Consider the following 18,717-nt stretch of genomic DNA (forward strand, 5'->3'; position numbering starts at 1 on the left):
ATTTAGGAAAGTAAGTTTTGACGGAGTAAAAACTCCAACTGATCATTGGCTTTGATCAAGGCTTTGGTCAATTTCTCGTTTTCCATTCGGAGCGTATAGATTTCAAATGCATTTTTGATTACCGTACGTAAGTAGTCCTCTTCCCAGGGTTTAGTGAGGTAATGATAAACCTGTCCCTTGTTGATCGCATCGATCACAGCTTGGATATCGGTATAGCCTGTCAGCAGAATCCGGATGGGATTCGGATGGATAGGGATAATGGATTCAAGAAACTCAACACCAGTTTCTTCAGGCATGCGCTGATCTGTGATGATGATCTCAATCTCTTCATTCTCTAGTACTTTCCTGCCTTCTTCAGCATTGATGGCTAGAAAAATCTTGTAGTCTCTACGAAAAGTAGCCTTGAATGCCTGAAGATTGTTCTCTTCATCATCTACATATAGAATTTTTATTTTTTCTTGACTTTGCGCTTCCATTCTACAAATTTGATCAAAAACAATAATTACCGAAGTGAATCCTTCTACTTTTTTAAGAAAATTAGAAAAGAATTTACTCGAAAGCTAATATATTCCTTAACTCCAAAGTACTATTTTGACTTTTCAATATGAAAATAAAAACTAAATAATTGGACTTCATACTGAAAAAATTAACTTTACTCTGCCTTATCACCCCCGATAAATTAACATGGTAATTACGAAAAAGTATGATCCGATAAATCAGTATTATCCAGTAATTTTTAGCATGGAAGAAAGCAGTGATATTTCAGCTGCCAATGAACTATTGGCGAGTGGAAATATCCGCATGATGGATGAGCTGGATAATCAAGTACTTGAGCTAATCAAGGCTCAAAGTCCTTCACAGGATTTCAAAAGTGATGAACTGCGTGAAAAGCTCAGCGACTTTTGGGATACAAATGACAGAGAAACCTACGGCAACTGGGTTTACTACCCTTGGAAATTCTGTATGGTCAGACTGTTGCCCGAGGAGGATTTTATCACGGTAAGAACGCAGCGAAATAAATACAAAATCACCCAAGCTGAGCAAGATGCATTGCGCAAAAAGAAGATTGGGATAATTGGACTTTCCGTAGGTCAAAGTATTGCTTTTTCTATAGCACTAGAAAGATCCTGCGGAGAACTTCGATTGGCTGATTTTGATCACTTGGAGCTGGGGAATATGAACCGAATCAAAGCCGGGGTTACTGACTTGGGTGTAGAAAAAGTGGTGATCGCAGCACGTGAAATTTCAGAAATCGACCCTTATCTGAAACTGAAAGTGTATAGAGAGGGAATCTCCGAAGAAAATATTGCTGAATTTCTCGCAGGAGAGCATCCTTTGGACCTGCTGATCGATGAGTGCGACAGTTTGAATATCAAAATTCTCGCGAGAGAAAAAGCCAGGTCTTTTGGTATTCCTGTGCTCATGGAAACCTCCGACCGGGGAATGCTAGATGTGGAGCGATTTGATTTGCAACCTCATCGTCCAGTATTTCATGGTTTGGTGGGAGACCTGAGTTATGCTTCACTTTCTAATCTCCCAGAGAAGCAGAAAGTGCCTATGGCGCTTAAAATTACCGGTATCAAAACCGTTTCCACTAGGATGAAAGTTTCCCTGCTGGAGGTAAAGCAGACCATTGCCTCCTGGCCTCAATTGGCCTCGGCAGTTTACCTGGGCGGAGCGACAGTGGCTCATGCCAGCAGGAAATTATTGCTTGGTGAAGAAGTCGCTTCGGGTAGGTATTTCGTGGATTTGGACGAACTGCTGCAGCCTCAGCGGGATCCGGTGCTTGGAAACCTTCAAGCGGAGGACAAAACCGAAGCGGATTTTGCCAAATTCCTACCAAAGACTGGAGAAGTTTCAGACTACAAACTGAGTCAGGCTGAGTTGGTAGAGCTACTTTCCAAAGTAAATACGGCTCCGTCGGGAGGGAATTGTCAGCCTTGGAAGTGGATTTTTGACCAGAAGGGAGTGCTGCATTTAATGCATGACAAGTCACGGAGTATTTCCTTACTTGATTTTAAAGGAACAGGCTCGTTGATAGCTTTCGGGGCAGCCCTGGAGATACTACGTATAGTCAGTGCAGAAATGGGGTTAGAGGTTTCTGTGATCAAAAGAATTAAAGAATTTGATGAAACTTTGATCGCGTCCGTACTTTTCCATTCCAGAAAAAGCCAGGCGATTTCGGTTTCAAATGCTGATTTGGCTGAAGGGATAGGTTTACGCTGCACCAATCGAAAAAATGCAGAGCGCGTAATTTTAGGTGATGAGGTATTTGCACAGTTAAAAGCCTATGCTGTGCAAGATGGCTTAACGCTAGAAATATGCCAATCAGCAGAAGAGCTTCGCGAGCTGGCTACTGTACTGGGAGGAATGGACCGACTTCGTATATTGCATGATCAGGGGTATAAGGATTTCATCAATGAAATTCGCTGGACCGAAGAGGAAGCAATTGAAACCAAGGATGGAATCGACCTGGAGACTCTCGAAATGGGGAATGCAGAGCGTGCAGCATTGAATCTGGTTCGGGATCCGGGCACGGTGGAGTTTTTCAGAAAGAATGACCTAGGGTATGGCCTCAGTAAAATTTCCGACCAGACGACCTTGACTTCCTCCGCTGTAATGATGCTACAAGGGGACTTCAGTCCTGAAGGGTACCTCAGGGCAGGTAGCTCACTACAAAAGATATGGACGCGTGCAAACCTGCAAGGATATAGTATTCAGCCTGTTTCGGCATCATTGTTTATTTTTCACAGAGTAGAAAATGAAGAAGATTCTGGATTTACCTCAGCGGAAAAATCGCTTGTTTTGCACTATAAAAAGAAATTGAATAAGGTGTTTACTATTAATGCTAAGCGTAAAGAGCTGTTTATGGTCCGAATAAATAAAGCGGAAGAGACTTCCAAAAGATCATTTAGAAAAGATGTTTCAGATAGTTTAATTATTCTTTGAGGCAATGTTTAAGCTTATTGCATTTCGAGCTATAAATGATCCTGTACGCTGTCAGATGTTCATAGATGGACATAGGCAAGTATTAGAAAGTATAGGGGTCAAAAAAGTAACTTCAGCCGATAATAAGTGGACACAGAATCCAGACGTAATCGTGGTCATAGTAGAATCTATGGAGGATGGTCTGATCTATGGAGGAGCCCGGGTTCACAAGGCTAATTCTGATTTCAAATTACCTATAGAGGAAGCTATAGAGGACCTTGATGAATCTATACGTGATATTATTGCCGAGGATATTGATGCTGGTACGGGAGAGATATGTGGGCTTTGGAACTCTAGGAAAATCACCGGCTTGGGAATAGGAGCGATATTTATGTCCAAAGCCTGCTTGGCTTTGGCTCCCAAACTCGGGCTCACTTCTCTATACGCATTGCTGGCACCCATGACGGTAAAGCTGGGCTATGAGACGGGCTATGAAATATTGACCCAGGTCGGAAATAACGGTACATTTTATTACCCTAAATTAGATTTAGTGGCTACTGCGATGAAATTGTACGATGCGATCAATCTACCTTTGACTTCACCGGAGTTTAGAAAATCAGTTTTCGAAATCAGAAACAATGATCAACTCACAATTGAAGAAAATTACAGAGGACGCAATGTCACTTTAGAATATACCTCTTATATCCAATGAGAATATTTTTACTTCACCTAGTCATCGTATTGGCATTTGCATCCTGCAGCCAAAAATCTACTGGAGATTTTGAATACCTAGGATACAGTTTAGAGTCTGACCAGACACCTGATATAAGCACATTCATTACGCAGCAGCCGGAGACCTCTATCGATGTAGAGGATCCTTACATTTCTTTGGGGCATTATGAAAATGAACTCTATGTAAAGATTGTGATCAATGAAGAAAGCTTCGAAGATGGGGAAGCATTGATTTATTTTAACAACCCTATGCTCACAGAGATTGAGGTGTACGACAGCAATGGAGAGGAGCTGGCTAAGCTGGGGAGGATGAATTTCAAGAAAGAGGATTATCACAGCTTTTTCAATACCACCAAGCTGCCGCAATCCGGTGGGAATACTTATTATGTCAAGATCAAAAGCTTTGGCAGCGTCACGGTACCCCTTGCTGTCATAGTGGAGGAAGATTTTCAACTATCCATAGATGAGCGAAACGTCCTATTCGGAATTTACTTTGGAATAGTGATCGCGATGTTTTTCTATAATCTGTTTCTATGGATTTCTACTAAGGACAATCTTTATGGGCTCTACATAACTTACATAATAGTAGTAGGGATGACCCAAGGAATAATAGCTGGATATCTGGATGTTTACCTATGGCCAAATAGTGATTTTTTGAAGCAGAACTCCTATTTTCTCAGTACAGTTTTAGTTAATATGGTGGGGATATATTATTCCCTCAAGTTTCTGAAGATAGCTGATTTTAACAAGAAGCTAAATTCTATCGGCTTGCTGATAGTCGGGATCTATAGCCTAGTGTTTGGAGCCTTTTTATTTGATATCGGGTCTATTAATTCACGGGTTCGGGTGTTACAGGTTTTCCTGGGGATCGTTCCGTTCTTTTTGGCTTTTATTTCAGTTTATAGCTTGAGAAAAGGATACCGACCGGCCAAGTTTTTCCTGATTTCATGGTCTCTTTTGATCCTGAGCATGATCATTTTCTTATTGAACGATACCAATGTGCTGCCCAATAATTTCTTTACCAATTATGTGTTCACTTTTGGTTCAGCCTGTGAAGCCTTGCTGCTTTCTTTTGCGCTAGCAGATAAAATCAACCTCCTGAAAAAGGAAAAAGAACGGGAGCAAATGGAGCTGGTGCGGGTGCTCAATGAAAATGAAAAGCTGGTGCGGGAGCAAAATACCATGCTGGAGCAAAAAGTGAGATTGCGTACCGATGAGCTGGAGCAAGCACTACGTAACCTTCAGAATACTCAAAGTCAACTGGTGAATCAGGAGAAAATGGCTTCTCTGGGACAATTGACCGCCGGAATCGCGCATGAGATCAATAATCCGATCAATTTCGTGAGCTCAAATATCACCCCGCTGAAAAGAGACATCAAAGATATCATGGAAGTGGTAGAATACTACCGGACCACTGCTACGAACGAATTTACACAGCAATCTCAAAAAGAAGCCAAGCGTCTGGAGGATGAAATAGAACTGGACTATGTGCTGGAAGAAGTAGACCAGCTACTGAAAGGGATGGATGAGGGAGCGCGCAGGACGGTCGAAATAGTCAAAGGACTGCGCCTATTCTCCAGAGTGGATGAGCAAGATGTCAAAAAGGTGGATCTGCATGACGGAATCAATAGTACGCTGATACTATTGAACAGCTCCATGCCGAGTAAGATCAGAATTGTGCGGGATTTCGGTGAACTGCCTATGGTGGAATGTCTCGCCGGTAAAATCAATCAGGTCTTCATGAATATTATCACCAATGCGATTCACGCACTGGCCGACCATATAGACTCAATCAAGGATCCTCTGATAGAAATCAGGACCCGATCCCAGGTGGAATTTGTGTCTATAGAGATTATAGACAATGGCCCGGGAATGCCAGCCCAGGTCAAGCAGCGAATTTTTGAACCTTTTTTCACTACCAAGGCGGTTGGTAAAGGTACTGGTTTGGGGCTTTCGATTGTTTATTCTATTATTGAAAACCACAAAGGTACTCTGGAGGTAAATTCGGAAGAAGGCCAGGGGACTACTTTTAAAATCACACTTCCGGTTTACCAAAGTACACAGCGCAATGAATGACAAAATCCATGTTCTTTATATAGATGATGAGGATAACAACCTCAAATCGTTCAGAGCCACCCTTCGGAAGGATTTTAAAATTTACACGGCGATAGATGCGGAAGAAGGTCTGAAAATCGCCCAGGAGGAAGAAATCCACGTGGTCATCGCGGATCAACGCATGCCAGGAATGTCTGGAACAGAGTTTTTTGAGCAGATGATCAAGATCAACCCTGACCCTATCCGGATTTTGCTTACAGGCTATTCCGATATCGCTTCTGTGATCGATGCGATCAATAAGGGCGAAGTATATCGCTTTATAGATAAGCCATGGAATATAGAGCAAATCAAAAATTCCATTAAAAATGCAGCCGATATCTTCTTTATGAAGCGGGAGCTGAAGGATAAAAATACAAAGCTCAAAAAATTGCATTCAGAAATGAATCAATTTGTGTACAGTCTATCGCATGAGCTCCGAGGGCCTTTGATGAGTATCTCGGGAGTTTCTAAGCTTGCCAAACTGGAGCTTAGTGATCCGCTGGCACATGAGTATTTCGATATGATAGATACCGCTACGGACAAGCTGGATGATTTTATTTACAAAATGCTGGACTTCTATAGGTCCACCAAAATCGAAAACAATTTCAGGAAAATTGATTTCGAGGAAATAGTCAAGCAGCAGCTGGAAGCGTATACTGAAAAGTTTGATCTGGAGAATTTCAAAGTTGAAGTTCAAATCAAGCAGGAAGTTGACTTTGTGTCTGATGAATCTAAAATCAGGGTGATCCTAAATAACCTTTTCAGTAATGCAGTGCAGTTTCAGAATCCTGAGATAGCTGAAAAGGAAATCAGGATAGCAGTGGAGGTGCTGGATGAGGAGGCGATTATAGTGCTCAAAGACAATGGAATAGGGATAGAAGAAAGACACAAAGATGATGTCTTTAATCTGTTTACACGCGCGACCCAGAAAAACGTAGGAACCGGGCTGGGATTGTACATGGTAAAAGAAGCAGTGGAGCAGCTTGGAGGAAGTATAGTTCTAGATTCCGTATTTGGTGAGGGGAGTAGCTTTAAAATCACCCTACCCAGCATGAAATAGCAGTTGGTGTCTGGGCATTTAGCATCTTAATCCTATCTTTGCACGGGCTTTGCAGAAAGCTTCACTTTTTATTAACTAATTCAAAACAATATGATTAATCCTTGGCATGATGTCAATATTGGGAAAAACGCTCCCGAGTTCGTTACTGGTGTGATAGAAATCCCAAAGGGTAGTAAAGGTAAATACGAATTGGACAAGAAAACCGGCATGCTCATGCTTGATCGTGTTTTGTTCTCCGCGGTGCATTATCCGGCAAATTATGGATTTATTCCTCAGACCTTCTGTGAAGATCATGATCCGCTGGATATTTTGATCATCTCACAGATTGATATTCCCTCCATGTGCTTGGTAGAAGCAAAAGTAATAGGAGTTATGAGAATGATAGATGGGGGAGAAGCTGATGATAAAATCATCGCAGTAGCTGCAGGTGATCAGTCCGTAAATTACATCAACGATATTGACGACCTTCCTCCGCACTTGATGAAGGAAGTGCACAGGTTCTTTGAAGACTACAAGAAGCTGGAAAACAAGGAAGTGAAAGTAGAAGATTTCCTGGGCAAAGAAGACGCCATGCGCATCATTCAGGAAAGTGTAGATCTCTACGATCAAAACTTCCGAACTAGAAAATAAACTGAAAGCCTGGGATTGATCTCAGGCTTTTTTTGGCTTTTAACCGCGGGGGACACTGAGGGTAACGAAGAGGATACCGTTTTTTGTTCGACGGCTTCACCGTCATTTTAGGAGGAATTTATCGAAATCATCACCATAGGTTCCACCCTTGGCAATTGAAAAGTTGGACTACTTTGTAATCCAAACCACCGCACCGGGGCGAGCCCCCACTTTTATCCCAATTTGTGAAGTCTGGGCCTGAATGTTTTTTACCCGAATGGCCACAGGGGACACAGGGGGTGTACAGTTTTTAGGAAACTGGATTGAACACTGTAACTGATTACTTATTCTCTTTTACCTTCTTCTTCCCTGCTTTTTTGCTCAGGTAGGTCACTAGGTCCTTATACGATTCGTGCTCATGGTTAGAGACCGTAATGGACAAGCGGTCCGAAAAAGCTACGGTAACCTGCCGAAACTCTTTTTTATTGGCCATCACTACTTCCTCTTCCCAGGCTAAAATATCTGCAACAGGGTAGACTTTAGTTGAACGCCGGAGTGGAAGCTTAATCACAATCTGGTCTCTTCCCGCAGTGATAAACCTATACCCGGCCATCATTTTGACCAGAAGCATCAACAGCACTAGGGTGATCAAGGTGCAGGCCACCAGATAAAACCAAAGTCCAAAACTTCCCTTGTAGGCGAAATCCCTTAAAATGAATATCAATCCCGCCAGCAAGATCAAAACTACCAGGCTTAAAGATGTGTATGTAGAAAGTTTAGGCTTGATGACCACCATGGGATTCTTGAATTTGAATGAGTTTTTCTCGTGCAAAAGTCTCCAAATCCTCGAAAAAAGCGAAGAAAATCACCTGAAATTCATCTTCTCTTTCGAGCAGAGTATGATGCGCTTCATCCATTTTTGATTCAAATTTGGTGCGTCTGGACAGTCCGGTCAGGGAAGCTTTTATGCCTGCTATGGTACTATATCGAATCAGCCAGTTGTCCTTGCGCATCCACTCAAACATCCCCAAAAATCGCTCGGGCAACAGTTGCTCATACTTTTGAATGCTACTAAAGGTGTTTGCTACAAACACATCCAATGGCAGATCAGAATAGCTTTCCCAGTTTTTGCCTAGAAAGTAATCGAAATAGATGTCTGTGATCACTGTGGCGTAGCGTCCATACTTTGGCCTGAGGTAGGTTTGGCCAGCCTTCACCAGGGGGTGATTGTCTGTGAATTTGTCTATGGCTCTATGGAGATGGATACCATCTGTAATTCTCTGAGGAAAGGTGTGGATCATTTTCCCTTTCACAAAATCACCTATAAAATTGCCCACGAGCACCTCTTCTTGATCAAAGGAAAGATATGCATGGGCGAGGTAGTTCATGGCAATTGTTTTAGGAAAACCTTGGAGCTTTTGCTTAGTTTCGCCTAAAATACACATTGATGGACAAAGTCACCGAGGAATTAAAAAAAGGTCTGAAACTTTTGAAACTGGAATGGCAGGAAGACCTGGCTCAATACCGGCAGAAATTCCTCCATTCCTCCCTGGCAGATAAGAAAAATGCAGGAATCACCTGGCATCCTGTGCATCTGAAAAAAAGCAAGATAGGTATGGGCGAGCGGCTTTTGGTTGAAATCGAACGCTCAGAGACCAATCATCCTTCTGCTTTTGGTTCTGGCAAGTCGGTTTCATTTTTCACTACCCAGGAAAGTTACCAAAGCGCGGAAACCCGGGTGAATGGGGTCATCAATTTTGTGCGGAATAATACGATGATGGTTACCCTTCAGGCAGATGAAATTCCTGATTGGATGGAAGGAGGTCGGCTAGGTGTGGATCTACTTTTTGATGAAGCAAGCTATCGGGAAATGGAGTTTGCTATGAAAAAAGTGATTTCGACTGAAAATAAACGTGTAGAAGAATTCAAAGAAATTCTCTTGGGTGAAAAAGCACCACAGTTTTCTGAAAAGCAACTTGCCCCAAAAGCCAACCTTAATTTCTCCCAAAACAAAGCCTGCGAACTTATCGCAAATTCCAAGGATGTGGCAGTAGTTCATGGACCTCCTGGTACAGGAAAGACAACCACGCTGATCGAGGCGATTCAGGATGCAGTGATTGCAGGAGAATCAATTTTAGTCTGTGCTCCTAGCAATGCTGCAGTGGATCTCTTGGTGGAAAAGTTAATCGATCGAGGGATTGAAACCTTGCGTTTGGGGCATCCGGCGCGGGTGGAGGAGAAGATTCTGAACCAGACTTTGGATGCCAAAACAGCTTTTCATACGAGTTACAGAGATCTCAAAAAGCTTCGTAAAGAAACCGATCAATACTTGAAACTTGCCAAGCAGTACAAGCGGAATTTTGGTCCGGAGGAACGGGCGCAGCGAAAGCTGATGTATGCAGAAGTTACTCGACTGCGAGAGGCTTCCAAATCGTTAGAGGAATATATACAGTACGATATTTTTCAGCGGACAAAGGTTTTTGCGAGCACGCTTGTGGGCGCTTCGTCTTATAGTTTGAAAGGGATGGAGTTTGATGTGGTTTTTATAGACGAGGCTGCACAGGGATTGGAAGCGGCAACCTGGATCCCGATATTGAAAGCAAAGAAAGTGGTCTTTGCTGGTGATCACTGCCAGCTTCCTCCTACGATCAAATCCTATCAGGCAGCGAAGGATGGACTGGCGGAGACACTTTTTGAAAAGGTGATTTCCAGAAAACCTGCTGCTACCCAGATGCTACAAGTGCAATACCGAATGCCTGAAGTGATTATGGGCTTTTCTAATGAGCAGTTTTATCATGGCAAATTAATAGCGGATGAACGTGCGAAATCACATCGTTTCCCAACCGAAGAGCCTGCTTTAGAATGGATAGACACTGCCGGTGCCGGCTACACAGATCAGCAAGAGGCCGAGAGTTTGAGTACTTTCAACCCAGAGGAAGCCTTATTCGCAGCCAACCACTTGAATGATTTGGTGGGAAAAATAGGGTTAGCTAATTTCCTGCAAAAGGATTGGACTATCGGTCTGATTGCGCCATACGGAGCACAGGTTCGTAGATTGCGGGCCTTGATTTTTGATGCTGAGGTATATGTAAGTTTGCAGGCAGTAAAAGAGCAGATCACAATTGACACGGTAGATGGTTTCCAAGGTCAGGAGCGTGATCTGATGATGCTATCGCTTACTCGCTCCAATGAAAAAGGAGAGATAGGCTTTCTCTCGGATACGCGTAGAATGAATGTAGCCTTGACCCGTGCCAAGCGAAAACTGGTACTGATTGGTGATAGCAGCACTTTAGCCCAAAACCCATTCTTTGATCACTTACTTCAGTATGTTGAGAAGAACGAAGGGTATAGAAGTGTGTGGGAGTTTTTGACGGATTGAAAGATTTGAAGAATGGAAAATCAGCTAGAAATTCAATTTCTAAGATTTAAAGTATTTGGAAAAAGCATTGTTTTTCCTATTTAAAAAAAAACATTAGTTTCGCCCCAATGTGAGCCCAAAGAATTATTAAAAGGTGTTTAGAAATTTATCAATACTGTTGTTTTTGTTGATTAGTGCATGTTCTCCAAATTCTAAAAATGAGATTAGGGAGAATGAGCCAATTGTGATCTCAATTGACAATTCAGAGACTTTTTTAGAGGAGGATTTTTTCAATTTATTCCAACTTGAAACGGTTTTTGAGTTGAATTCACCAGAAGGTTTTTATGCCGCTGAAGTAACCAAAGCCGTAATAAAAAAGAATAAAATATTTGTTCTCGATGATAAACTAGAGCAGCTGCTACAATTCACGACTAATGGGGAATTTATTAATAGCCTAGTGGATAAGGGTGAGGGGCCTACTGAAATGCCTTCGATTTCAGACTTTGCTTTTGATCATGAAAAGGAAGAGGTTTATGTTATCAGTCCAGGTAATTTTCATATAAAGGTCTTTAAACCTGATGGTACATTCGTCAGAAATTTTAAAATGGAAACCCAAGCAGATCATATAGCCTTGCTCGGCGATAAACCTGTCTTGACGCTTACTTACTTTAATCCATATTACAAGTATTTAAGCATTTTAGAGTATAATGGAGATACGTTGAAGACTGCTTTTCCTTTTCCAAAAGAAACTTTTCCGATTGGTCTTCAATATATATCTGGTAATTTGACGAAATCAAATACAGGCGGTGTCTTGGTGAATGAACCTGCCTCATCAGTTGTTTATAACTTGGATGCTGATATGAATTTGAAGCCTAAATATAAGTTTGCGGCCTCTAGCGATTTTTGGCCAGAAGAAGACCGTCATGAATTGAATGCCTATTTCGAAAAGCTTTCAACAGGTGAACTTTCTTTTTTGTCGAAGTATTATGAGGAAAGTGAATCGTATTTTTTCTTTAACCTTAATGCCAAAAAGAAGGGGGAACGACTCTATGTGGTGGATCCTAGAATTGGGTACTACAACATCGAAACAGGTAAAAGCTATTTGAGTAAGAGTGAAAAGTTTTTGATGGATTTGAAAGGCCCGATAGCTACTGATGGAGACTCTTTTTACACATACATTTCTAAATTGAAACTTGCGGAACTTGTGAATTCTGATGAAAAATGGAAGGTGATTTTGGCTGATTTTCCAGAAATTAATATTTCAGAAAGAGCTGATTATGATACGCCTGTTTTACTGAAGTTTGGGGTGAAATGAGGTGTTTTATTAGGTAAATATTTGATTAGTTTAATACTCTATATTCTTTATTCAGGTGATAAATAGTGTTCAAATAGTGAAATTTCCATTCTGTATTATTTTTTTATGCTATAGTATTCTGATCTTTTCATGTGGAAAATCAGATGCTTTAAGAGGTGCTTCTGAAGCTTCAAATATTAGTATTGAAATTCTAAGTAAGGAATTAGATTTAGGAATTGTAGCGCCTGATCACTTTGGAGGAGGGATAAGAAATACATTTATATTTAAGGATACGTTAGCTTACGTTATTCCCTCAAAGCCGCTGGATATTATTTTTATTGTTGATTTGAAGAATAAAACCTTTATTGATGAGATTCCATTAGATCCTAATTTTATTACTTCTCCATCAGGTGTCCAAGTGATTTCTGAGGATAGTATTTTTGTGAGTGATATGCATTTTCCATTTATTCTCCTGATTAATAGTCAGGGTGAAATAAGGGATTCCTATAATTTATTCCGTGAAAATCTGTGGGAGATGCCCGCGGAGGGATTTGCAAATTTCGGTCTGTATTTTGGTTTTGGAGATACTTTTAGGTACTTACCAGAAAAAAGAAGCTTTTTAGTCCCATTAAGGCAGATTGATCAATGGTTTTTTGTTAATGAGAAAAAAAGTTTCCCTGCTATTGGAGAGTATAATATTGATAAAAAAGAATTTGTCAATTTATTTGGAAAGTATAAAGGAGTGTACGCGTCAGATAGAAATACCCTACTTCCTTTTTATCTAAGCCATCCTACTGTGGAGATAGTAGATGAATATATTTATTTATGCTTTGCTGTAGATCCATATATTTATAAATATGATTTTAAAGGCGATCTAATACAAACTAAAGTTGCTACAATCCCTGAATTTGAACTTGGAGAGCCTTTAGAATACAATATGGAGGATTTTGATGAGCAAGGTTTAAGAGATTATAATAAATCGAATTCATATTTTGGTAATTTCTTTTTTGTGAAGGAGCAAAATTGTTACGTAAGAATATTTTTTGAATGTGTGAAAAATGCTCACGGAAAGTGTTCAAGTAAAAAAGTTCATGCCTTAATTTTTGATAAAGATCTTAATTTATTAGAGGTTAAAACTTTAGAAGAGGAGTATGGTGGTGAGGATTTTACTTTTCAGATAGCATATAAGAACGGGTTTTTGTCTAAACTTGGTAAGTTAAACAATGATGATGAATTTATAATTAATTCCTACTATTCTTTAAATAAATAATCCTTTAATTTTCTTCTCTATGTTTAAGAGGTGCTTAGTTTGTTTGCTTTTGAATTTTCCGATGTTCTACCTTTTCGGCCAAGAATTAGATGCTCGTATTGTACCGGATGTAGATTTATCTATTGAGAATTTATATTATGGAAATGAAAATGAGATTTTGTCTAAACTATTTTGGCTTAACGATGAGGAAACGGTTGCTTTACGATATTTGAATTCTAGACCAAAGGATATTGTCTTAATGGGTGCAAACAACTTGTTGATAGATAGTCTGAGCGTCAATAAGATGTTTCTTTCAAATTATTCATATGGTTCGGAAAAATTTATTTCTATCAATGCATTTATTCGGCAAAGCTCAAATAGCTTTATTCTTGTTCATAATTCAGGAAGTACTTTGGTAGAAACAGTTAATGGGAAGTTCAAAGTCAAAGAGAAAAAGATTAGCCCAGGCAAGCCTAATTTACCGGACTCATTACTCAATGAACATGAGATAATCCATTTAGATCGATTATCAATTGGTTACAAGGTGGATCCAAGCAAATATATCGACTCACCTGATTATTGGGTTTACGATTGGAAGAAAGGCTCTCATGTCATTTATGAAGATTCTAAGTTTGAAGAAGTTTCAAAAAATAGATATTGGAATAAAAAGGCAAATCCTGAATTAACTATTAGTACTTATTCTCATTTTGTTTATTATATCTCAAAAACAAAGGATGGCTTGCTCTTTAATCTCCCTCAGAAAAATCGTTTTGTTTTATACAATACGGAGACTTCTAAGATGCAGGGATATACATTTCCTGATTTGAATAATAAGAAAAATGCGTGGTACACGTTTTATGATTGGGAATTAGATAGATTTTATGCGGTTTATGACGAAGGTAAAAACTACAACATTTACTCGATCGATGAGGAAATGAAGGGTTACTACAAATTAATGACTTCAGAGGCTCAACCTTTGGGAGTTATAGATGGTAAGGTGTACTTCTATGAATTGACAATGAAAAAGAAAAAGTCAGGATTCTATTTTGATCATTATTTAGTTAACCTTTATCCAAAGCTGAAATAGGTTGCGTCAAATCTTCCAATCCTTTTCTAATTCTTCGAAATCGTATTCTTCACTTTATAATGATAGCTCAGTGTACTGAGGATATTTCCGAAAGCATCTGCTGACTTCAGTTGTTCATCGGAGACTTTTTTACCCAGCAGTCGACACAGCAGCAGCCCGTAAACTCCATTCAGGCAGATTTGAATTTCATTTCCTAGATCTTCGCCTTCTGCTTGTAGCACAGCCTCCAGGATAAATGGTTTGGCTGTATTGTACATTTCGAAATACTGCCCATCGCTTTTAAGTAGTTGCCAGTGGATTTGTGCTAGTCCTTCCACTAGGGCGTTAAGCTCTTGCAAATGGCCTTTTTCCAGAAGGTCTTGGGCTTTCATTTTCTCCAAAAGATCCAAATACCAATCTGTGATCTCAGCTTTTTCTTTTTCCGAAACCGGATATTTGGATACCACATAGGTTTTGATTTCATCCGGATTCCCCTGGTAAGACCTGATCAGATCCTCCATCTGGTACATGTAGATGATGTATTCGGCTATATTGTTTGACTTCTTGTTTTCGGCTACTGACTGCATTTTTCTCTATTTTGAAACTGCAATTTAGCACATACTATTGGTTCAAGACTTCAGTCTTGGACCCTAAATAATGCAGTCTTTAGACTGCCAATTAGGAACTGTTGGATTAATGTACTGAGATGAAAGTTTCAAAAGCAGTGTAAAGACTGCAGCAAGTTTGGACACAAGTCATAAGACTTGCGCCACAGAATGCGCTGGTTAAACTTGAATATTGAACATTGAAACGTGATCATTGGGATTGAAAATTCTCATATCTCCCACTTATTTACTACTTTTGCGCGCATATATGGATATGCAAAAAATAAGGAATTTCTGTATCATCGCCCACATTGATCATGGGAAGAGTACACTGGCGGATAGATTGCTGCAAGAGACCCAGACGGTGGCTGATCGGGATATGCAGGAGCAGTTGTTGGATAATATGGATCTGGAGCGGGAGCGTGGCATCACGATCAAGTCTCATGCGATCCAGATGAAATATAATCATGAGGGGGAGGATTATACCCTTAATCTCATTGATACTCCGGGCCATGTGGATTTTTCATACGAAGTTTCCCGTTCGATTGCGGCCTGTGAAGGTGCCTTGCTTATCGTGGATGCCTCTCAGGGTATAGAAGCGCAGACGATCTCCAATTTGTACTTGGCGCTGGGCCATGATCTTGAAATTATTCCTGTGTTGAATAAAATTGACCTTCCTGGTGCTGACCCAGAGGCCGTGGCAGATGAAGTTATAGACTTGATCGGCTGTGACCGGGAGGATATTATTTTGGCCTCCGGCAAAACTGGTATAGGCATAGATGATATTCTAAAGGCGGTCGTTTCCCGTATACCTGCACCTACAGGAGACCCAGAAGCACCGCTTCAAGCAATGATTTTTGACTCTGTGTACAATCCTTTCCGAGGGGTAGAGGTGATTTTCCGGATTTTCAATGGTTCTTTTAGCAAAGGCGATAAAATCAAATTTGTCAATACAGGCAAGGAATACGAGGCAGATGAGATCGGGATTTTGGGACTGAACCAAATTCCGCAGGAAAGCATGTCTGCCGGGAATGTGGGGTATCTGATTTCAGGAATCAAAGTAGCTAAGGAAATCAAAGTAGGGGATACCATTACTCATATCAAGAGGCCTTGTGCCAAAGCGATTCAGGGATTTGAAAATGTGAAACCCATGGTTTTTGCGGGAATTTATCCTGTGGAAACTACCGATTACGAGGAGCTTCGCGCTTCCATGGAAAAGCTTCAACTAAACGATGCATCCCTAGTCTGGGAGCCTGAAACATCAGCTGCACTGGGCTTTGGTTTCCGATGCGGCTTCTTGGGAATGCTGCATATGGAGATCATACAGGAGCGATTGGAGCGGGAGTTTGACATGACTGTAATCACCACTGTGCCCTCCGTACAGTTTAAAGCCTTGATGACTAGTGACACCTACCAGGTGATCAACGCGCCATCAGATATGCCGGATCCCACTAAGATGAAGCATATAGAGGAGCCTTATGTCAAGGCCTCCATCATCACAGCGGCAGATTATGTGGGAGCAGTGATTACCCTGTGTATGGATAAGCGTGGACAGATCAAAAACCAGGTTTATCTCACGGCAGACCGGGTGGAACTGACCTTTGACATGCCACTGGCAGAGATTGTATTTGATTTCTTTGATAAATTGAAAACAATTTCCAGAGGATATGCTTCTCTGGATTATGAGTTGATAGGCTACCAGGTTTCACATATGGTGAGGCTAGATGTAATGCTGAACGGCGAGCCGGTCGATGCACTTTCGGCAGTAGTTCACAGAGATAAAGCTTACGAATGGGGCAAGAGGCTTTGTGAGAAGCTGAAGGAACTCGTGCCTCGCCAAATGTTTGAGATTGCTATCCAGGCGGCAATAGGCCAGAAAATCATCGCCAGAGAAACTGTCAAAGCGCTTCGCAAAAACGTATTGGCGAAGTGTTATGGTGGTGATATTTCCCGTAAACGAAAACTACTGGAGAAGCAGAAGAAAGGCAAGAAGCGCATGAGGCAAGTCGGAAACGTCGAGGTGCCACAGGAAGCATTTATGGCGGTGCTGAAGTTGGATTAAGATTTGATTCCGTGGTTTGTAAACTTCAACATTCATCATTCTACATTGGACATTCATCATTAAAAAATTAATATCGAATGTTAAATGATGAATTTCAAATAATGAAGTAATAGAATTCAACACTATATCTGAGTACCATGGAAAGAAAGTATGACTTAGAAGCCCGATTAATCGAATTTGCTTCAGCTATTATTGCTTTTACTGATTCTATGGTAAATTCAAAAGCTGGAAATCATATGGCAAATCAGCTTCTCAGAAGTGGAACTTCACCCGCTTTGAATTACGGTGAAGCACAGTCTGGAGAATCTCGAAAAGATTTTATTCATAAGATGAAAATAGTCTTGAAAGAACTCAGGGAAAGTGGTGTAGCAATCAAGATTATCGAAAAAGCTAGACTTCATCATGAAAGTGAAACAATAGTAAGTCTTCAAAATGAATGCAATCAGTTGATTTCAATATTTGTCAAAAGTGTTGGGACTGCTGAACGTAATAGTAATTGAATAATGAATGGCGAACTTCGAATGCTAAATATCGAAGTTTGAATCTGTAAATAATAAAACATGGCAATTCTCATCGATGGCAAAAAAACATCTTCTGAAATCAAATCCGAAATCGCTGCGCGAGTAGCAGAAATCAAAGCTGAAGGCGGTAAAACCCCGCACTTAGCCGCTATTTTGGTTGGAAGTGACGGAGCGAGTCAGACCTACGTGAATGCAAAAGTGAAGGCCTGTGGGGAGTGTGGATTTGAATCTACCTTGGTACGTCTGGAGGATACGGTCTCTGAAACCGAACTTTTAAAAGTAGTAGAAGATATCAACGAAAACCCTGAAATCGATGGATTGATCGTGCAGCTACCTCTTCCTAAGCATATTTCTGTAGAGAAAGTAACCAATAAGATCAAACCTGAGAAAGACGTGGACGGATTTACTCCAGCAAACGTAGGGCGAATGGCACTCAACTGGCCGGCTTATGTCGCAGCTACTCCTTATGGCATTGTGGAACTTTTGAAGAGATACGATATCGAGACATCTGGTAAGCATTGCGTGGTGATAGGTAGGAGTCACATCGTAGGTAGCCCTATGAGTATTTTGATGGCCAGAAATGGCTACCCGGGAAATGCAACCGTGACCTTGACACATAGTCGTACGGCTAATCTTCCTGAGATTGCTAAAACTGCTGACATCCTAATTGTGGCTTTAGGCAAGCCTCATTTTGTGACTGCCGATATGGTGAAGCCAGGAGCAGTAGTAATCGATGTGGGAATTCACAGGATAGAAGACTCCAGCAAAAAATCAGGATTTAGGCTAGTTGGCGATGTGAAGTTTGATGAGGTTTCGGAGAAAGCTTCTGCGATCACACCTGTTCCCGGTGGTGTAGGTCCTATGACCATCGCATCCTTGCTATACAATACATTGTTGGCCGCAGAGAAGAAGGTTTACAGCTAAATTCTGGAAAAATAGCAATAAAAGGTTTGCATCTGGTTTGCTTTAAATAGCCTAGGTTGATACTTTTGCAAACCCAAACCTGCGCACGTGGTGAAACTGGTAGACACGCCATCTTGAGGGGGTGGTGCATTAAGTTGTGTGGAAGTTCGAATCTTCTCGTGCGCACTAAAAGCCTCATATGCTAAGTATGGGGCTTTTTTAATATCTGTATAGTA

At 40.9% G+C, this 18,717-nt stretch carries 16 protein-coding genes and 1 tRNA gene; 13 read left to right on the forward strand and 4 right to left on the reverse strand.

Features of this window, described 5'->3' with window-relative positions; translation table 11 throughout:
• Window positions 1-2: 2 nt before the first annotated feature.
• Window positions 3-476, reverse strand: coding sequence for a response regulator (locus PBT90_RS03875; RefSeq protein ID WP_264809077.1), 474 nt, complete (start codon window positions 474-476; stop codon window positions 3-5).
• 208 nt (window positions 477-684) lie between these two features.
• Between PBT90_RS03875 and PBT90_RS03880 the strand changes: the two genes are divergently transcribed.
• The 5 genes from PBT90_RS03880 to PBT90_RS03900 all read left to right on the forward strand — a co-directional run bounded on the left by PBT90_RS03880 (window position 685) and on the right by PBT90_RS03900 (window position 7,444).
• Window positions 685-2,949 carry an Rv1355c family protein gene (locus PBT90_RS03880; RefSeq protein ID WP_264809078.1) on the forward strand — a complete coding sequence of 755 codons (2,265 nt, stop codon included), beginning with the start codon at window positions 685-687 and terminating at the stop codon, window positions 2,947-2,949.
• 4 nt (window positions 2,950-2,953) lie between these two features.
• Window positions 2,954-3,640 carry a hypothetical protein gene (locus tag PBT90_RS03885; RefSeq protein ID WP_264809079.1) on the forward strand — a complete coding sequence of 229 codons (687 nt, stop codon included), beginning with the start codon at window positions 2,954-2,956 and terminating at the stop codon, window positions 3,638-3,640.
• Entirely contained in the window at window positions 3,637-5,736 is a 2,100-nt protein-coding gene (locus PBT90_RS03890) for a 7TM diverse intracellular signaling domain-containing protein (protein ID WP_270131679.1), read from the forward strand. The genes PBT90_RS03885 and PBT90_RS03890 overlap by 4 nt, the downstream gene beginning before the upstream one ends.
• On the forward strand, window positions 5,729-6,814 hold the full coding sequence (locus PBT90_RS03895) for a hybrid sensor histidine kinase/response regulator (protein WP_264809081.1): 1,086 nt from the start codon (window positions 5,729-5,731) through the stop codon (window positions 6,812-6,814). The genes PBT90_RS03890 and PBT90_RS03895 overlap by 8 nt, the downstream gene beginning before the upstream one ends.
• A gap of 90 nt (window positions 6,815-6,904) precedes the next feature.
• The gene (locus tag PBT90_RS03900) at window positions 6,905-7,444 is read left to right on the forward strand and encodes an inorganic diphosphatase (protein ID WP_264809082.1); all 540 of its coding nucleotides are present in this window, start codon (window positions 6,905-6,907) and stop codon (window positions 7,442-7,444) included.
• A gap of 319 nt (window positions 7,445-7,763) precedes the next feature.
• On the opposite strand, the gene PBT90_RS03905 is transcribed toward PBT90_RS03900, so the two are convergent.
• Together PBT90_RS03905 and PBT90_RS03910 are read right to left on the reverse strand one after the other, a co-directional pair.
• Complete coding sequence (locus PBT90_RS03905) at window positions 7,764-8,219, reverse strand: hypothetical protein (protein WP_264809083.1); 456 nt, start codon at window positions 8,217-8,219, stop codon at window positions 7,764-7,766.
• Window positions 8,200-8,811 (reverse strand): acyl carrier protein phosphodiesterase, encoded by a 612-nt coding sequence (locus tag PBT90_RS03910; protein ID WP_270131683.1) that lies wholly within the window; start codon window positions 8,809-8,811, stop codon window positions 8,200-8,202. The genes PBT90_RS03905 and PBT90_RS03910 overlap by 20 nt, the downstream gene beginning before the upstream one ends.
• A 59-nt stretch (window positions 8,812-8,870) precedes the next feature.
• Here PBT90_RS03910 and PBT90_RS03915 point away from each other — a divergent pair, with 59 nt between their 5' ends.
• From PBT90_RS03915 to PBT90_RS03930, 4 genes are all read left to right on the forward strand, one after another.
• Window positions 8,871-10,802, forward strand: coding sequence for an IGHMBP2 family helicase (locus PBT90_RS03915; RefSeq protein WP_270131685.1), 1,932 nt, complete (start codon window positions 8,871-8,873; stop codon window positions 10,800-10,802).
• 133 nt (window positions 10,803-10,935) lie between these two features.
• On the forward strand, window positions 10,936-12,096 hold the full coding sequence (locus tag PBT90_RS03920; protein ID WP_270131687.1) for a 6-bladed beta-propeller: 1,161 nt from the start codon (window positions 10,936-10,938) through the stop codon (window positions 12,094-12,096).
• A 76-nt stretch (window positions 12,097-12,172) separates the two neighbouring features.
• Complete coding sequence (locus PBT90_RS03925) at window positions 12,173-13,345, forward strand: DUF4221 family protein (protein ID WP_270131689.1); 1,173 nt, start codon at window positions 12,173-12,175, stop codon at window positions 13,343-13,345.
• 61 nt (window positions 13,346-13,406) lie between these two features.
• Window positions 13,407-14,411, forward strand: a complete 1,005-nt coding sequence (locus tag PBT90_RS03930; RefSeq protein WP_270131692.1) for a hypothetical protein — start codon at window positions 13,407-13,409, stop codon at window positions 14,409-14,411.
• A gap of 26 nt (window positions 14,412-14,437) precedes the next feature.
• On the opposite strand, the gene PBT90_RS03935 is transcribed toward PBT90_RS03930, so the two are convergent.
• Complete coding sequence (locus PBT90_RS03935) at window positions 14,438-14,977, reverse strand: DUF4924 family protein (RefSeq protein ID WP_270131694.1); 540 nt, start codon at window positions 14,975-14,977, stop codon at window positions 14,438-14,440.
• A gap of 286 nt (window positions 14,978-15,263) precedes the next feature.
• Here PBT90_RS03935 and lepA point away from each other — a divergent pair, with 286 nt between their 5' ends.
• From lepA to PBT90_RS03955, 4 genes are all read left to right on the forward strand, one after another.
• On the forward strand, window positions 15,264-17,057 hold the full coding sequence (gene lepA, locus PBT90_RS03940) for a translation elongation factor 4 (protein WP_264811508.1): 1,794 nt from the start codon (window positions 15,264-15,266) through the stop codon (window positions 17,055-17,057).
• Window positions 17,058-17,194: 137 nt separating this feature from the next.
• Window positions 17,195-17,557 carry a four helix bundle protein gene (locus PBT90_RS03945; protein ID WP_264809088.1) on the forward strand — a complete coding sequence of 121 codons (363 nt, stop codon included), beginning with the start codon at window positions 17,195-17,197 and terminating at the stop codon, window positions 17,555-17,557.
• A 60-nt stretch (window positions 17,558-17,617) separates the two neighbouring features.
• Window positions 17,618-18,502: a bifunctional 5,10-methylenetetrahydrofolate dehydrogenase/5,10-methenyltetrahydrofolate cyclohydrolase gene (locus PBT90_RS03950; protein WP_264809089.1), complete on the forward strand. Its 885-nt coding sequence runs from the start codon at window positions 17,618-17,620 to the stop codon at window positions 18,500-18,502.
• 81 nt (window positions 18,503-18,583) lie between these two features.
• A tRNA-Leu gene (locus PBT90_RS03955) sits at window positions 18,584-18,667 on the forward strand.
• Window positions 18,668-18,717: the final 50 nt, after the last annotated feature.

This window comes from Algoriphagus sp. TR-M9, from assembly GCF_027594545.1.
Classification (GTDB): domain Bacteria; phylum Bacteroidota; class Bacteroidia; order Cytophagales; family Cyclobacteriaceae; genus Algoriphagus; species Algoriphagus halophytocola.

Bases quoted from the DNA above. Each gene is read 5' to 3' on its own strand.
- PBT90_RS03880 (WP_264809078.1), top strand. From the start codon at position 685: ATGGTAATTACGAAAAAGTATGATCCGATAAATCAGTATTATCCAGTA.
- PBT90_RS03910 (WP_270131683.1), bottom strand. From the start codon at position 8,811: ATGAACTACCTCGCCCATGCATATCTTTCCTTTGATCAAGAAGAGGTG.
- PBT90_RS03890 (WP_270131679.1), top strand. From the start codon at position 3,637: ATGAGAATATTTTTACTTCACCTAGTCATCGTATTGGCATTTGCATCC.
- PBT90_RS03950 (WP_264809089.1), top strand. From the start codon at position 17,618: ATGGCAATTCTCATCGATGGCAAAAAAACATCTTCTGAAATCAAATCC.
- PBT90_RS03915 (WP_270131685.1), top strand. From the start codon at position 8,871: ATGGACAAAGTCACCGAGGAATTAAAAAAAGGTCTGAAACTTTTGAAA.
- PBT90_RS03930 (WP_270131692.1), top strand. From the start codon at position 13,407: ATGTTCTACCTTTTCGGCCAAGAATTAGATGCTCGTATTGTACCGGAT.
- PBT90_RS03875 (WP_264809077.1), bottom strand. From the start codon at position 476: ATGGAAGCGCAAAGTCAAGAAAAAATAAAAATTCTATATGTAGATGAT.
- lepA (WP_264811508.1), top strand. From the start codon at position 15,264: ATGGATATGCAAAAAATAAGGAATTTCTGTATCATCGCCCACATTGAT.
- PBT90_RS03905 (WP_264809083.1), bottom strand. From the start codon at position 8,219: ATGGTGGTCATCAAGCCTAAACTTTCTACATACACATCTTTAAGCCTG.
- PBT90_RS03885 (WP_264809079.1), top strand. From the start codon at position 2,954: ATGTTTAAGCTTATTGCATTTCGAGCTATAAATGATCCTGTACGCTGT.
- PBT90_RS03895 (WP_264809081.1), top strand. From the start codon at position 5,729: ATGAATGACAAAATCCATGTTCTTTATATAGATGATGAGGATAACAAC.
- PBT90_RS03945 (WP_264809088.1), top strand. From the start codon at position 17,195: ATGGAAAGAAAGTATGACTTAGAAGCCCGATTAATCGAATTTGCTTCA.
- PBT90_RS03935 (WP_270131694.1), bottom strand. From the start codon at position 14,977: ATGCAGTCAGTAGCCGAAAACAAGAAGTCAAACAATATAGCCGAATAC.
- PBT90_RS03900 (WP_264809082.1), top strand. From the start codon at position 6,905: ATGATTAATCCTTGGCATGATGTCAATATTGGGAAAAACGCTCCCGAG.